This window comes from Kitasatospora sp. NPDC005751, assembly GCF_040630835.1.
In the GTDB taxonomy this organism is placed as follows: domain Bacteria; phylum Actinomycetota; class Actinomycetes; order Streptomycetales; family Streptomycetaceae; genus Kitasatospora.
The window spans coordinates 69,599-83,291 of sequence record NZ_JBEXYC010000025.1; the positions used below are offsets into that span (position 1 = coordinate 69,599).

At 76.1% G+C, this 13,693-nt stretch carries 15 protein-coding genes; 10 read left to right on the forward strand and 5 right to left on the reverse strand.

Annotated features, from left to right (window positions below):
* Positions 1-3: 3 nt before the first annotated feature.
* Both ABZ497_RS22310 and ABZ497_RS22315 read right to left on the reverse strand, forming a co-directional pair.
* Positions 4-246: a ferredoxin gene (locus ABZ497_RS22310; RefSeq protein WP_359807778.1), complete on the reverse strand. Its 243-nt coding sequence runs from the start codon at positions 244-246 to the stop codon at positions 4-6.
* Between the two features lie 134 nt (positions 247-380).
* Positions 381-1,685: a cytochrome P450 gene (locus ABZ497_RS22315; protein WP_359807780.1), complete on the reverse strand. Its 1,305-nt coding sequence runs from the start codon at positions 1,683-1,685 to the stop codon at positions 381-383.
* 520 nt (positions 1,686-2,205) lie between these two features.
* Here ABZ497_RS22315 and ABZ497_RS22320 point away from each other — a divergent pair.
* The 5 genes from ABZ497_RS22320 (at position 2,206) to ABZ497_RS22340 (ending at position 5,013) form a co-directional block, all read left to right on the forward strand.
* Positions 2,206-3,291 carry an S-(hydroxymethyl)mycothiol dehydrogenase gene (locus tag ABZ497_RS22320; RefSeq protein WP_359807781.1) on the forward strand — a complete coding sequence of 362 codons (1,086 nt, stop codon included), beginning with the start codon at positions 2,206-2,208 and terminating at the stop codon, positions 3,289-3,291.
* Positions 3,288-3,920 carry an MBL fold metallo-hydrolase gene (locus ABZ497_RS22325; protein WP_329491149.1) on the forward strand — a complete coding sequence of 211 codons (633 nt, stop codon included), beginning with the start codon at positions 3,288-3,290 and terminating at the stop codon, positions 3,918-3,920. The genes ABZ497_RS22320 and ABZ497_RS22325 overlap by 4 nt, the downstream gene beginning before the upstream one ends.
* 119 nt (positions 3,921-4,039) lie before the next feature.
* Positions 4,040-4,441: a TIGR03618 family F420-dependent PPOX class oxidoreductase gene (locus ABZ497_RS22330; RefSeq protein WP_352296660.1), complete on the forward strand. Its 402-nt coding sequence runs from the start codon at positions 4,040-4,042 to the stop codon at positions 4,439-4,441.
* A 112-nt stretch (positions 4,442-4,553) separates the two neighbouring features.
* Positions 4,554-4,712 carry a hypothetical protein gene (locus tag ABZ497_RS22335; protein ID WP_329491152.1) on the forward strand — a complete coding sequence of 53 codons (159 nt, stop codon included), beginning with the start codon at positions 4,554-4,556 and terminating at the stop codon, positions 4,710-4,712.
* Complete coding sequence (locus ABZ497_RS22340) at positions 4,705-5,013, forward strand: hypothetical protein (protein ID WP_359807782.1); 309 nt, start codon at positions 4,705-4,707, stop codon at positions 5,011-5,013. Before ABZ497_RS22335 ends, ABZ497_RS22340 begins: the two co-directional genes overlap by 8 nt.
* Positions 5,014-5,387: 374 nt before the next feature.
* On the opposite strand, the gene ABZ497_RS22345 is transcribed toward ABZ497_RS22340, so the two are convergent.
* Positions 5,388-6,728 carry a DUF5685 family protein gene (locus ABZ497_RS22345; RefSeq protein ID WP_359807784.1) on the reverse strand — a complete coding sequence of 447 codons (1,341 nt, stop codon included), beginning with the start codon at positions 6,726-6,728 and terminating at the stop codon, positions 5,388-5,390.
* Between the two features lie 180 nt (positions 6,729-6,908).
* Entirely contained in the window at positions 6,909-7,583 is a 675-nt protein-coding gene (locus ABZ497_RS22350; protein ID WP_359807786.1) for an LppX_LprAFG lipoprotein, read from the reverse strand.
* A 49-nt stretch (positions 7,584-7,632) separates the two neighbouring features.
* Between ABZ497_RS22350 and ABZ497_RS22355 the strand changes: the two genes are divergently transcribed.
* Positions 7,633-7,860 carry a hypothetical protein gene (locus ABZ497_RS22355; RefSeq protein WP_359807788.1) on the forward strand — a complete coding sequence of 76 codons (228 nt, stop codon included), beginning with the start codon at positions 7,633-7,635 and terminating at the stop codon, positions 7,858-7,860.
* A gap of 149 nt (positions 7,861-8,009) precedes the next feature.
* Here ABZ497_RS22355 and ABZ497_RS22360 read toward each other — a convergent pair whose 3' ends face one another.
* Positions 8,010-8,999 carry a helix-turn-helix domain-containing protein gene (locus ABZ497_RS22360; RefSeq protein WP_359807790.1) on the reverse strand — a complete coding sequence of 330 codons (990 nt, stop codon included), beginning with the start codon at positions 8,997-8,999 and terminating at the stop codon, positions 8,010-8,012.
* A 70-nt stretch (positions 9,000-9,069) separates the two neighbouring features.
* Between ABZ497_RS22360 and ABZ497_RS22365 the strand changes: the two genes are divergently transcribed.
* From ABZ497_RS22365 to ABZ497_RS22380, 4 genes are all read left to right on the forward strand, one after another.
* On the forward strand, positions 9,070-10,500 hold the full coding sequence (locus tag ABZ497_RS22365) for an MFS transporter (protein ID WP_359807792.1): 1,431 nt from the start codon (positions 9,070-9,072) through the stop codon (positions 10,498-10,500).
* 191 nt (positions 10,501-10,691) lie between these two features.
* Positions 10,692-11,255: an XRE family transcriptional regulator gene (locus ABZ497_RS22370; protein ID WP_359807793.1), complete on the forward strand. Its 564-nt coding sequence runs from the start codon at positions 10,692-10,694 to the stop codon at positions 11,253-11,255.
* The gene (locus ABZ497_RS22375; RefSeq protein WP_359807795.1) at positions 11,252-12,880 is read left to right on the forward strand and encodes an MFS transporter; all 1,629 of its coding nucleotides are present in this window, start codon (positions 11,252-11,254) and stop codon (positions 12,878-12,880) included. The genes ABZ497_RS22370 and ABZ497_RS22375 overlap by 4 nt, the downstream gene beginning before the upstream one ends.
* 75 nt (positions 12,881-12,955) lie before the next feature.
* Positions 12,956-13,651 carry an alpha/beta fold hydrolase gene (locus ABZ497_RS22380; RefSeq protein ID WP_359807797.1) on the forward strand — a complete coding sequence of 232 codons (696 nt, stop codon included), beginning with the start codon at positions 12,956-12,958 and terminating at the stop codon, positions 13,649-13,651.
* Positions 13,652-13,693: the final 42 nt, after the last annotated feature.

Genomic DNA, 13,693 nt, shown 5'->3' on the forward strand with positions numbered 1-13,693 from the left:
GTCTCAGTCGGACGGCGCGACCCGGCGGCCGTCCCGTGCCGAGTGCAGGGCGAGCGCCTCGACCGGGCAGCAGTCGACGGCCTCGGCGAGTCGCGCCGTCAGCCGCTCGCCGGCCGGTCCGCCGTCGGGCGCGGATCCCCGCAGGGGGTGGGCCACGCCGTCGGCGCCCAGCGCCAGCGAGCCGGGAGCGGTGTGCGCGCACATGCCCGAGCCGATGCAGCGGTCCCGGTCGACCCGGACCACCACCGGGTCGTCCTCCCCGGGCGGGCCTCCGGCCGCAGCCGCAGCCGCCGCAACCGCGGCCGCGGGAGCGGTCGGGGAGGACGACTGCCGGGAGCCCGCACGCCGGGTGACCGACGCGGGCCCGGTCGAGTCCGGAGTCACCAGGCGACCTGGAGCGTGTTCGGACTGCGCGTCAGCAGCCCGCGCCGCCAGTCGATGGAGTCCGTCGGCCCGACGAGCCGCAGCGCGGGCAAGCGGCGGGCCAGCCGGTGCAGGGCCAGCTCCAGTTCCATCCGGGCGAGCCAGGCGCCCAGGCAGTGGTGCGGCCCGGCGCCGAAGGTGTACATCGGCGCGGCCAGCGGCGAGAAGAGCTCGGTCAGCAGATCGCCGGTGAAGACCTCGGGGTCGTGGTTGGCGGTCGTGGTGTCGGCGGCGACCACGCTGCCGGCCGGGATCACCACGCCGCCGATCTCCACTTCCTCGACGGCGCGCCGGAACAGACCAGGGAGTGCGTCGCCGTCCCCGAGCGGGACGCCGCGCAGCAGCTGCTCGGTGGCGGCGACCGCGCTCTGCTCGTCGGAGGCCAGCCGGTGCCAGGCCTCGCGGCCGTCACTCAGCAGATAGACCAGGGCGTTGCCGAGCATCGTCATGGTCGTCTCGTGCCCGGCCACCACGAGGCCGATCACCAGCGAGACCAGCTGCCGCTCGGTGATGCCCCCGCTCTCCCGGGCCGCTGCGAGCAGGCCGCTGACCAGGTCGTCACCGGGCGCGGCCCGGCGTTCGGCGATCAGGCCGGCCCCGAAACCGGCGAACTCCTCCATGGCCACCCGGACCGACTCGGTCGAGTGCGCGGTGGTGGAGAGCGCGTGGTCGCTCCAGTGGGCGAGGCGCTTGCCGTCCAGGCCGTCGAGGCCCATCAGCCTGCTGATCACGGCCACCGGCAGCGGGCGGGTGTAGGCGGCGATGATGTCGGCGGGGGAGCCCTGGTCGATCAGCTCGTCCAGCAGGGCCTCGACCACGGAGGCGACCCAGGGCCGCCAGCGGGCTATCGCGCGCGGGGTGAACGCCCGCTGCACCGTGCGGCGCAGCCGCTGGTGGTCGACGCCGTCGAGGTTCAGCATGCCCTCCGGGTTGTCCAGGAGGTTCGGGGTGAGCGTGAGCGGGGGTGCCTCGGGCGCGTAGAGCGGGGCGCGGCCCAGGCGCGGGTCGGTCAGCACCTGCCGCACGTCGGCGTGCCGGCTGACCAGCCAGACCGGGGTGCCGGTGGGCAGCGCCCCGAGGCGCGGCGGGCCCGGTTCGAGGCGCCGCAGGCAGTGCAGCGGCGGCAGCGCGGGCAGGGCAGGTGGGCCGGCCAGCGCGGGCGGCGCGGCCGGGTGGGACGCCGGGGCCGGACGGGGCGGGCCGGGCGCATGGGTCTCGGCGGGGCCGGTCGTGGCACGGGTGGCACTGTTCTCGGCGGACATCCGTACTCCAGACTCCAGGGCGGTGGGCCGCAGGGGCGGCCCGACGGGGGGTGGATCCGGGGAGGTGCGCGGGGGCGGGGCAGGCGGTCGGGGGCATGCGGTCGGGGCGGGCGGTCGGGACGGCGCAGGGGGGCGGGCGGTCGGGACGGCGCAGGGGGTGCCGGGGTGGTGCAGGGCGGGGCGGATCGGCGGAAACGGTCGGTCGGGGAGGCCTGGCACGGTGCGGCCGGCCCGGGCGGCGACGCGGGCGGACGGGGCGGGTGAGTCGGACGGGTCGTTACGACCGTACGTGGGCGCCGAGCCACAGTCAGCAACCATTCCAGCCAACGCGGGGTGGTTGAGGGGCCGATGACGGGCGCTCGGTCGTGCCCACGCGCCCCCGCCGCCCGGGGGCGGTGAGCGGGATCACCGGGGCCGTTCGCCGGGCGCGCCCCGCACCGGGCGATACGCTTCGTGGGCAAGTCGTTTGACGCAGGTCACGCCGGTGCAGAGCCGCACCGGCCGACGGAGGTGGAATCGGATGGCCCAGCAGGTGAAGGCAGTCATCGCGCGTGCCAAGGGCGCGCCCGTGGAGGTGACGACGATCGTCGTACCCGACCCCGGGCCGGGCGAGGCGGTGGTGCGGATCCAGGCCTGCGGCGTCTGCCACACGGACCTGCACTACCGGGAGGGCGGCATCAACGACGACTTCCCGTTCCTGCTGGGGCACGAGGCGGCGGGGATCGTGGAGTCGGTCGGCGAGGGCGTCACCGAGGTCGTGCCCGGTGACTTCGTCGCCCTCAACTGGCGTGCGGTCTGCGGCCAGTGTCGCGCGTGCGAGCGCGGGCGCCCGCAGTACTGCTTCGACACGCACAACGCCAAGCAGAAGATGACGCTGCTGGACGGCACCGAGCTGTCCCCGGCGCTGGGCATCGGCGCGTTCGCGGAGAAGACCCTGGTCGCGGCCGGCCAGTGCACCAAGGTCGACCCGAGGGCCGAGCCGGCCGTCGCGGGCCTGCTGGGCTGCGGTGTGATGGCGGGCATCGGCGCCGCGATCAACACCGGCAACGTCGGCCGGGGCGACTCGGTCGCGGTGATCGGCTGCGGCGGTGTCGGCGGCGCGGCCGTGCTCGGCTCGCGGCTGGCCGGCGCGGGGAAGATCATCGCGGTGGACATCGACGACCGCAAGCTGATCACCGCGGAGAAGCTCGGTGCCACCCACACCATCAACTCCCGCACCGCCGACCCGGTGGAGGCGATCCGCGAGCTGACCGGCGGCCACGGCGCGGACGTCGTGATCGATGCGGTCGGCCGCCCGGAGACGTACAAGCAGGCGTTCTACGCCCGTGACCTGGCCGGCACGGTCGTCCTGGTCGGCGTCCCGACGCCGGAGATGACGCTGGAGCTGCCGCTGCTGGACGTGTTCGGCCGGGGCGGCGCGCTGAAGTCCTCCTGGTACGGCGACTGCCTGCCGTCGCGGGACTTCCCGATGCTGATCGACCTCTACCTCCAGAGTCGGCTGGACCTCGGCGCGTTCGTCAGCGAGACCATCGAACTCGACGGCGTGGAGCAGGCGTTCGCGCGCATGCACGAGGGTGATGTGCTCCGTTCGGTGGTGATCCTGTGAGCGGCGCGCGGATCGACCGGCTGGTCACGGCCGGCACCTTCGACCTCGACGGCGGCAGCTGGGAGGTGGAGAACAACGTCTGGATCGTCGGTGACGACGACGAGGCCGTGGTGATCGACGCGGCGCACGACGCCGAGGCGATCGAGGCGGCCCTCGGCGGGCGCCGCCTGCTGGCGATCGTCTCCACCCACGCACACAACGACCACATCGACGCGGCCCCGGCGCTCGCCGACCGCACCGGTGCGCCGATCCTGCTGCACCCGGACGACCTGCCGCTCTGGAAGCTCACCCACCCGGACCGCCTGCCGGACGGCGAACTCGCCGACGGACAGCGGATCGAGGTGGCCGGCACCGAGCTGACCGTGCTGCACACCCCCGGCCACGCGCCCGGCGCGGTCTGCCTCCACGCGCCCGGGCTCGGCACGGTCTTCACCGGCGACACCCTCTTCCAGGGCGGCCCGGGCGCCACCGGCCGGTCGTTCTCGCACTTCCCGACGATCATCGACTCGATCCGGGACCGCCTCCTCTCGCTCCCCCCGGAGACGGTGGTCCGCACCGGCCACGGCGACCCGACCACGATCGCCGCCGAGGCGCCCGCACTTCCGGAGTGGATCGCGCGCGGCCACTGACCGCGATGGTCCCCGGTCACCGGCCGGAGCCGGAGCCTGAACCGGTTCCGGCCGGTGACCGGGGGCGATGCCCGGCCCGGTGCCCCGCGCACCGGGCCGGGCGCCGTACGATCGCGGGCATGGCCCATGATCCGCACGCACTCGACGAAGCCTTCCTCGCCTTCTGGCGGGAGCGGCACATCTCCACGCTGACCACCCGGCGCCCCGACGGCTCGCCGCACGTGGTGCCGGTGGGGGTGACGTACCAGCCGGAGACCGGGACGGCGCGGGTGATCAGCAGCCGGACCAGTCGCAAGGTGCGCAATGTGCAGGCCGCCGGGGCCGAGGGCATGCGGGTGGCGGTCTGCCAGGTGGACGGCGCGCGCTGGTCGACGCTGGAGGGCGTGGCCGTGGTGCGGGACGAGCCGGACGCGGTGGCCGATGCCGTCCGGCGGTACACCGAGCGGTACCGCGAGCCCCGGGTGAACCCGGACCGCGTGGTCATCGAGATCACCGTCGACCGGGTGCTCGGCCGGGCGTAACGGCCGCGACGGCAGCGGCCCGTGGGTGTGCCCGGAGCTTCGTGGTACCCGTGGTGCCTCCGTGATGTGGGTGTTTATCGGCCGTTGATCGCCGGCGCCTAGCGTTGGCGGCATGAACGAGGGAACGGTCGAGGAGCAGGGCGGGCGGGCGCTGCCCGACGGGCGGATGACGGAGCAGGACACGGAGCGCTTCCGGGTGCTGCTGGCGCGCCTGGGCGACTCGCTGACGGCGGACCGTCGGGCGGCCGCCGAGGCGGGGTTCGATGCGTGAGTCCGGGGTGACGACGGCCGGTGAGCGCGGGCCGGTCGCGGTGCTGCCGCTCTGGCAGCGCGGGCCGGTGTCCGCTCCCTGGTCGGGTTCGCTGCCGGACCCGCTGTCCGGTTCGGCGACGGGCGGGCTGCCGGTGGCAGGACGTGTCCCGCTGCCGGACCCGGCCGGGCCGGCCCGAGGCGGGGGAGCCGGCTGCTCGGGTGTCGGCGCCGGTGCGGGTGTCGCTGTCGGCGCCGGTGGCGGCGTGGCCGTGGCTGCCGGTGCGGGCGTGGACTACTTCACGAAGCGGACCTCCGGGTAGTCCGCCGAGGGCCGTTCAGCAGTGCGCTCGGGCGGCCGAGCAGGTGCCGGTCGAAGAAGGCGCCCAGACACAGGTGACCGCCCTCGGGCAGGTCCAGCCAGCGCCGCCAGCCCGTCAGCTGCTGCCAGGTCCGCTCCCAGTCGGCCGCCGCCTCCGGCGCCTCGTTGCTGCGCCGCGCGCTGAGCAGGAGTACCGGCCCGGCGAGGACCTCGGCGGGCAGCGGGGCGAAGAAGTCGCGGAGCCGTGGTCCGTCGCAGGTCGGAGCCGCCGCGCCGGGCGGCCCGGCCTCGCGGACGACCCCGGCTCCACCTGAGGCGGGGGCAGTGGCCCTGCGCGGGCGGCGATCGCGCCCGGCCCGCGCAGGGCGGCGGTGCTCAGCAGTCGCAGCCGCAGTCGCACCCGTCGCATCCGCAGCCGTCGCAGCACCCGCCGTCTCCACAGCAGTTGCAGCAGTCACCGCAGTTGCTGCAGCAGTCCCCGCAGTCCCCGCAGTCGACGTCCTGCCGTGCGCACCACCCCTCCTTGCGCTCGCGCGAGAACGGATCGTCGTGCGAGCAGCACATCAGCTGGCAGGTGCAGGCCATCAGCGCCCAGACCGCGCAGCCGGCCAGCAGGTTGCGCCGGTGCGGGGGGCGGCCGCCGGGCGGGGTGAACCCGGGGCCCTGCGGCACCCAGGGCGGGATCGGCGCGCCGGGACCGGCGGGCGGCGCCTGCCCCGGGTCCTGCCGGGGCGCCGACCGGTACGGGTCGGAACCGTACGGGTCGGAGCCGTGCCCGGCGCCCCCGTTCCCGGCGGAACCGTGCGCGGCGGCGCCGTCGGCGGGCGCCGTCCGGGTCCGGCAGGTGGCGGTGTGCGCGGCCGGGCCGAAGACGCGCTCCACGGCCCGCTCCGTCTCGTGCGCGAGCAGGGTGTGCACCAGGGACCGGTCGGTCAGCTCCACCTCGCGCAGCGCGAGCCGGATGCCGTGGACGGCGTCCCGGCAGAGGCGTTCGGCCTCGGCCCGGTCGGTGCCGGTCGCCGTGAGCGGGTTCCAGGCTCCGCTCGCGGCGTCCTCGGCCTGGTCCTCGGCGGCGTCCAGCAGGTGGGCGAGCCGCCCGAACAGACGCCCCGCCTCCGCCAGCGGTTCGGCGTTGCCGGGCCGGCCGGCCAGGACGGCGGTGTGGGCGAACGCCGCCGAAGTGGCGCTCTCGGTCGGCTCGGTGACCAGCAGGACGGACCCGCCCGGGGGCAGCGCACGCTCCAACGCGCCCTGGCGGGAGGCCGCGTCGAGCAGGACGGCGGTGTCGAAGCCGACCGCCGAGGCGCCGCCCGCGCTCTTGCGGTCCCAGCGCCTGGTGACGGCGCGGGCCCCGGCGGCGACCGGGCGCCGGGCGAACACGCCGTCCCGGTCCTCGACATGGTCGCGGATCTTCACCGAGGCGAGCGCCAGGGAGACGGCGGCCGCCAGCCGGGCGCCCTCGCCCTTGGCGACCGAGGCGGTGCGCATCCCGCGCAGCGGGCAGGGCCCGGCGGTGCGGCGCCAGGAGGCGTCGTCCTTCGCGCTCTGTGCCTCGACCAGCACCGAGATGATCAGACCGTCGTAGTTGGTGGCCGTCCGGGCCAGTTGGCCGTGGTCGTCCCTGAGTGCCAGGCAGAGTCCGCACAGATGAGCCATCCACGAGGCCTGCAGCCGCTCGGAGAGCCGGTGCCGACACGGCCTGATGATCCCGAACATGATCCCCCTTGGTGCGCGGGCCCTGGTCGGCCCCCGATCGCGGACATCATATGACCGGCAGTTCACGGCTTTGGAAGGGTCGTGAACCAGGTGGGTAACACCGGCGGGGAGGCCGTCCGCCGGAGGTCGCGGCGCAGGCCGCAGGCGTGCGGGACCGGCTCCGCGCCCGGCGCGGGCCGGTCAGCCGGTGAGGACGCCGGAGAGCTCGGTGACCGCGCTGGTGCTCTTCGCCGGGGGCGGCGACACCTTCACCGGCTTGCCCAACTCGGTGAAGGTGACCGTGGTGACGGCGTGGATCGGGTCCATGTCCAGGACCAGCCGGACCTTCGCCACCCGGCCCTGGGGGTCGACCCAGACCTCGGCCGGGATCCGGAGGTCGCCGCCGCCGAGGCTCCGGTAGGTCGCCAGCTTGGCCTGGACCTCCGGTGCCAGGCGCAGGACGACGGCGTCGTCGGCCAGCACGCCGCTGTACCGCAGGGTGCGGACGCCGTCCAGCTCCTCCTCCCCGTTCCGGACGACCCGGGTCAGCGTGGAGAGCTGCTGCAGGACGTGCTCCGGGTCGTTGACCGGCGACCGGAGCAGGGCGTGCGCGACGGTCCGCTCGCGGTCGATCGCCGCCCAGGACCCCGCGGGCACTCCCGCGGAGCCGCGCACGTACACCTGGCCGTCGGCGAAGACCTCGTCGAGGTGGCTGATCGCGCCCCCGGGGAGGTCGACGCCGAGCTGCCCCCGGTCCGCCGCCATGTCGAAGTCCCCGGCCACGGCCAGGTTGTACGTGGTGTCGCCGTTGGTGAGCTGCACGGTCTGGCCGACCCTGGCGCTGGTGCGGCCGGTGGCGGCCGCGGCCTCGCGCACGGCGGCGGCATGCTCCGCGGACGGCGCGGCCGGGGCGCTCGTGGCACCCGTGGGCGTCGCCGGAGCGCCGGACGGCGGCGGGGTGCTCGCGGCCGCGGTGCTCGCCGCCGGTGCGCCCGCCGACGCCGAAACGCTCGCCGAGCCGCTCGCCGACGGCCCGGCGGCGCTCCCGCCGGCGGCGGACGAGCAGCCCGCCGCGCACAGCAGCGCGAGCACGGTACTGACGAGACCTGTGGAACGGCGCACTTCTTCCCCCGACCTGGTGGTGACACGGTGACGACGGCCGGGCCCGCCGCGCGGTGCGACGTCCCCGTGGTGGCGCGTGCTCCGCGCCCGCCCGGCCCACCGACCCTATCGGGCCAGGTCAGGGGCGTTCCGGCGGGGTGGTGCGACCCGGCCCCGGGCGGTCCCGCGGCGGCCCTGGGCCTATCGGGTCGGGTCCGAGCGGAAGGCCCGCCGGTAGGCGGCGGGCGTGGTGCGCAGGGCTTCGTGGAAGCGCCGGCGCAGGTTGACCGCCGAGGAGAGGCCGACCCGGTGCGCGATGGTCTCCACCGGCAGGTCGGTCTCCTCCAGCAGGGCCCGGGTGGCGGCGATCCGCCGGTCCAGCAGCCAGCGTCCGGGACTGATGCCCAGCTGCTCGGTGAAGCGCCGGGTCAGCGTGCGGCCCGAGACCTGGGAGTGGAGCGCCATCTCGGCGACGCTGACCTGCTGGTCCAGCCGCCCGCCCAGCCACTCCAGCAGGGGGGCCAGCGAGTCGGTGACCGGTCCGGAGGTCGGCAGTTCGGCGTACTGCAGCTGGCAGCCCTCGCGGTGCGGCGGCATCACCATCTGCCGGGCGATCCGCATCGCGTGCGCGGCGCCGTGGTCGGTGCGCACCAGGTGCAGGCAGAGGTCGACGCCGGCCGCCGATCCGGCGCTGGTGGCGACATCGCCGTGGTCCACGTAGAGCACCGCGGGGTCGACCCGGACCTGGGGGAACCGGTCGGCCAGTTCGGCGGCCCGGGCCCAGTGGGTGGCGGCCCGCCGGCCGTCCAGCAGTCCGGCGGCGGCGAGCACGAAGGCGCCCGAGCAGATGCCGACGATCCGCGCGCCGCGCCGGTGTGCCCGGCGGACCGCCTCGACCACCGCCGGCGGCACCTCGGCGCCGGCCGGCTGCTGCCAGCCGGGGACCAGGACGGTGTCCGCGCGCTCCAGCGCGTCCAGGCCTGCCGTGACCAGCAGGTCGTAGCCGACCTGGGTCCGCACCGGACCGGGGTGCTCGGTGCAGACCTCGAACGTGTAGCGGGCGGGGATCGCCGGGCCGTGGTCGCCCAGCACCTCGGTCGCGCAGGCCAGCAGGAAGGTCGACTGCGGGGGCTGGAGCAGGGCCACGACCCGGTGCGGCGCCGGGGATCCGGGCGGCGGACGAAGCGTCATGGCGCGAAAGTACCCCATCATGTCGTTCGGGACACTGGGGTGGTCGAATGGTCCAGACCACCATCGTGCTGTGACCACCTCGCAGACGCACACGCAGAACGCACAGAACAGCCGGAACACCAAGGACGCGCAGAACAGTCGGACCACCCGGAACGTCCGGACCACTCGCGCCGCCCGGACCGGTCCGCCGCCCGCCCGGCCCCCGTTGTGGGACCGGCGCTTCACGCTCTACTTCGTCGCCCGCGCGGTCTCGCTGGTCGGCGACGCGATGATGCCGGTCGCCACCGCACTCGCGGTCGGCGCGCTCTACGGGATCTCCGGGGTCGGCATCGTCCTCGGCATCTGGACCGGGACGGTCGTCGCCCTGGTCCTGTTCGGCGGAGTGCTCGCCGACCGGGTCGGTGCGCGCCGGATGATGGTCGGCGCGGACCTCGCCCGGGTGCTCACCCAGGGGGTGCTGGCCGCCGCGTTCTTCGTGGCACCGCCGCCGTTCTGGCTGCTGGTGACCATGGCGGCGCTGGCGGGTGCGGCCACCGCGATGTTCCAGCCGGGGGTGAACGGGATGGTCCCGCTGGTCGCCCGCGAGCCGCAGCGGGCGAACGCCACGCTCAAGGTGGCCGACGCGCTCGCCCAACTGCTCGGCCCTGCCCTGGCGGGCCTGCTGATCGCGCTGACCGGCGCCGGGACGGTCTACGCGATCGACGGCGCCACCTTCCTGCTCAGCGCCCTGTGCCTGGCGCTCATCCGGCTCGCCCCGGCCGGCGCGCCCGAGGCCGCCCCGGCCGCCGCCGGCTCCCCGGCGGGCGCCGACCCCGGTGCCCGCACCGGCGGTTCGCTCCGCCGCGACCTGCGCCAGGGCTGGCAGGAGTTCCGTGCGCGCACCTGGATGTGGGCGGTGATCCTGATCTGGGTGGGCTACGGCGTGCTGCTCTTCGGTCCGCTGGTGCCGCTCAGCTCCGCGCTGGTCGGTGCCCGGCTCGGCCCGAACGCCTACGGTCTGGCGGTCTCCTTCCTCGGCGTCGGAACGGTGCTCGGCGGGCTGCTGGCCCTGCGGGTGCGCCCGGCCCGGCCGTTGGCCGCCGGTGCGGCGGCGATGGCGCTGTACACCGTGCTGCCGCTCTGCGTCGCACTGGACACCGGCCTGCCGGTGCTGCTGGCGGGCCACGTGCTCGGCGGCGGCGCCTGGGCGTTCTGGTCGGTGATGTGGGCGACCAGTGTGCAGACCCACACCCCGCCGGCGGTGCTCAACCGGGTCAGCGCGTACGAGCTGGCGGGCTCGGTGTCCGGGATCGCGCTCGGTCAGATCCTGGCAGGACCGGCCACCGCGCTGGCCTCCCCGGGGCGGCTGCTGCTGGTGTCGGCGGGTGCCTGCCTGGCGGGCTGCGTGGCGCTGTTCGCGATCCCGGCGATCCGCACGCTGGGCCGTGCCGCTCCCGCGGGCGGCACGCCGGAGGCGCCGGGCCGACCCGGGTCTGCGGCCTCGGAGGCCCCGGACTGCTGACGTAGCGCCGGGTGGGCGCCGGGGCGCGGAGCGGCCGGTGCCGCCGGGGTGATCGCGCCGCGCACCGGCCGCACACCGGTGGCACCACCGGGGTGCGGCCGTGCACGCCACGCGCCGGCGCCCCCCGCCGGGCCGCTCGGCCGGGGCCCGCGCCCTGTAGGTGATCCCATATTCGGGATAGCATCGCGAATATGGGAATCGATACGGCCGCCGACGAGCGGCTGGCCATCCGACTGGCCGAACTCCGCGTCGAACGCGGTTGGACGCTGGAGGAGTTGGCGCGCCGGGCAGAGGTGAGCCGGTCCACGCTGTCCCGGGTCGAGCGGGCGGAGGTCAGCCCGACGGCCGCCCTGCTCGGCCGGCTCTGCGCCGTGTACGGGCGCACGATGTCGCGGCTGCTCGCCGAGGTCGAGTCGGCCCCGGCCGGGCTGGTCCGGGCCGGGGAGCAGCGGGTCTGGCGTGACGAGGCGACGGGGTTCGTGCGGCGTTCGGTGTCCCCGCCGGACGGCTCGCTGCGGGCCGAGATCATCGAGGGGCTGCTGCCGGCGGGCGCCGACATCGCCTACGACCGGCCGTCCGTCCCCGGCCTGGAGCACCACCTCTGGCTGCTGGAGGGCCGGTTGGAGCTGACCGTCGACGGCGAGCCGCAGCAGCTCGCGGCCGGCGACTGCCTGCGGTTCACCGCCGACAGCACCCGGTTCCGCAGCCCGGGGTCCGAGGCCGCCCGCTACGTCCTGGTGGTGGTCGAGCCGTGACCCCCGCCACCGGCCCGGCGGCGCCGCCCCGGGAGCGCTTCGACGCCGCCGGGCGCCGCGTCCTGCTGGTCTGCGTCGCGGGCGGGTTCACCACCCTGCTCGACCAGTCCGTCCTCAACACCTCGATACCCGCCCTCCGGGAGAGCCTGCACGCCGGCCCCGCCCATCTGCAGTGGATCGTCGCCGGCTACTCGCTCGCCTTCGGCCTGGCCCTGGTCCCGGGCGGGCGGCTCGGCGACGTCCGCGGCCGCAAGTGGTTCTTCGTCACCGGCCTGGCCGTGTTCACCGCCGTCAGCGTGCTCTCCGCGACCGCGACCGAGCCCTGGGTGCTGGCGGCCGCCCGGCTGCTCCAGGGCGCCGGGGCCGGGCTGGTCAACTCCCAGATGATCGGCACCATCCAGGACGTGTTCGACGGCCAGCTGCGGGCCCGGGCGCTCGGGATGTACGCCGTTACCGGCGGCCTGGCCTTCGCGCTCGGGCCGCCGATCGGCGGCGCCGTCCTGGCCGCGGTCGGACCGGAGTTCGGGTGGCGGCTGACCTTCCTCCTCAACGTGCCGTTCGGGCTGGCGACCGTCGTGCTGGCGGCCCGCTGCCTGCCGCGCCCGCGCCCCAGTGCCCGCAACGCCGACCTCGACCTGGTCGGGCTGCTGCTGGTCGCCGCGCTGACCCTGGTGCTGATGCTGCCGTTCGTGCAGCCGCCCGCCTGGACCGGCTGGCTGGCCTTCGGCGCCGGCGCGGCCCTGCTGCTGGGCGCGCTGGTGTGGTGGCAGCGCCGTTGCGCCCGGGCCGGCGGGCACCCGTTGATCCACCCGGCGCTCACCCGGTCCGCGCCGTACGCGCTCGGCACGGCGGTGGCGATGGCCCAGTTCGGCTCGTCCGTGGCGGCCGGGCTGGTGCTGGCGATGTTCCTGCAGGACGGGCTCGGCCTCTCCCCGATGGGCGCGGCGCTGGTCGCGCTGCCCTCGGCGGTCTCGATGGGCGTCGCCTCGGCGCTCGCCTGGCGGGTGGTGCAGCGCTTCGGCCGGCGGACCGTCACCGCGGGCCTGACGCTCGCGGCGCTGGTGATGCTCACCGGCGGCCTGGTCGTGCGGTGGGCGCCGACGGGTGGGCTGCCCTGGCTGCTGGCGGGGCTGCAACTGCTCGGCGGCGCGGCCGCGGGCGTGATGGGCGCGACCAACCAGGCGTACGTGCTGCGCCACGCGCCCGCCGAGGCGGCCGGGGTGAGCGGGGCGATCCTGCAGATGGCGCAGCGGATAGCGGCGGCGGTCTGCGTCTCGGCGCTCTCCGGTGTCTACCTGCGCGCGACGGGCGGCGGTGGCGGCCACCGGGCCGCGTACACCTCCGCCAGTGCCGTCTGCGCGGCGGTGGCCGCCCTGGCGGTGCTGGCCTCGGTGCTCGCGAGCCGGGCGGCGGCCCGGGAGGACGGCGGACCGGTGGCGGCCCGGGAGGACGCGCGACCGGTGGCGGTACCGCTGCCCGGGCAGGCCGGACCCGGAGCGCCCGCCCCCGGCCGGACCGGCGAGGTGCGGGCCGGCGGGGTCGGCGAGGTGCCGGTCGGCGAGGTACAGGCCGGCGAGGTACAGGCCGGGAAGGTGCGGGCCGGCGAGGTACGGGCCCGGGGATAGGACCGTGACCGGCCGGGTTGAGCGGTGGGCGAACGGCCTGTCGGCAGCCGGGGGCCACGGCATACGGTGATCGGCATGACCGATCATCGGACCGTGGAACTGCCGGAGGTCACCCTCGCCTACCGCGAGTCCGGCCCGCCGGGTGCCCCGCCGCTGCTCCTGCTGCACGCGCTCGGCGAGCGGGCCACCGACTGGGCCGGCGTGCTGCCGGACCTCGCGCCGCGCCACCGCGTCCTCGCGCTCGACCTGCGCGGCCACGGGGACAGCGGCCGGCCGGGCCGGTACGGCGTCGAGACGATGCGGGACGACGTCCTCGCCTTCCTGGACGCCCTCGGGCTGGACCGGGTCGATGTCGTCGGGCACTCGATGGGCGGTGTGGTGGCGTACCTGCTGGCGCAGGAGCACCCCGAGCGGGTCGGCCGGCTGGTGCTGGAGGACGTCCCCGCGCCCTACCCGCGGCCGGCGGCCCCGGTGGCCGACGCGCCCGCCGGGCCGGTGGACTTCGACTGGGCGGTGGTGAAGCCGGTCAAGGCGCAGCTGGACACCCCCGAGCCGGTCTGGCTGGAGCGGATGGCCGCGATCACCGCACCCACCCTGGTGGTGGCCGGGGGCCGGGCGAGCCACGTCCCGCAGGACCGGATCGCCGAGATGGCCGGGCGGATCCCCGACTGCCGGGTGGTCACCGTCGAGGCCGGGCACCTGGTGCACCACACCCGGCCGGCGGAGTTCGTCGCGGCCGTCGCGCCGTTCCTGGACCTCGCCCGGCGCTGAGGGGCGCCCGCGGCGCCGCGCCGGGCGACCGGGGCGGCGCCG

Bases quoted from the DNA above. Each gene is read 5' to 3' on its own strand.
- ABZ497_RS22370 (WP_359807793.1), top strand. From the start codon at position 10,692: ATGGGAATCGATACGGCCGCCGACGAGCGGCTGGCCATCCGACTGGCC.
- ABZ497_RS22360 (WP_359807790.1), bottom strand. From the start codon at position 8,999: ATGACGCTTCGTCCGCCGCCCGGATCCCCGGCGCCGCACCGGGTCGTG.
- ABZ497_RS22380 (WP_359807797.1), top strand. From the start codon at position 12,956: ATGACCGATCATCGGACCGTGGAACTGCCGGAGGTCACCCTCGCCTAC.
- ABZ497_RS22330 (WP_352296660.1), top strand. From the start codon at position 4,040: ATGGCCCATGATCCGCACGCACTCGACGAAGCCTTCCTCGCCTTCTGG.
- ABZ497_RS22340 (WP_359807782.1), top strand. From the start codon at position 4,705: ATGCGTGAGTCCGGGGTGACGACGGCCGGTGAGCGCGGGCCGGTCGCG.
- ABZ497_RS22315 (WP_359807780.1), bottom strand. From the start codon at position 1,685: ATGTCCGCCGAGAACAGTGCCACCCGTGCCACGACCGGCCCCGCCGAG.
- ABZ497_RS22335 (WP_329491152.1), top strand. From the start codon at position 4,554: ATGAACGAGGGAACGGTCGAGGAGCAGGGCGGGCGGGCGCTGCCCGAC.
- ABZ497_RS22345 (WP_359807784.1), bottom strand. From the start codon at position 6,728: ATGTTCGGGATCATCAGGCCGTGTCGGCACCGGCTCTCCGAGCGGCTG.
- ABZ497_RS22320 (WP_359807781.1), top strand. From the start codon at position 2,206: ATGGCCCAGCAGGTGAAGGCAGTCATCGCGCGTGCCAAGGGCGCGCCC.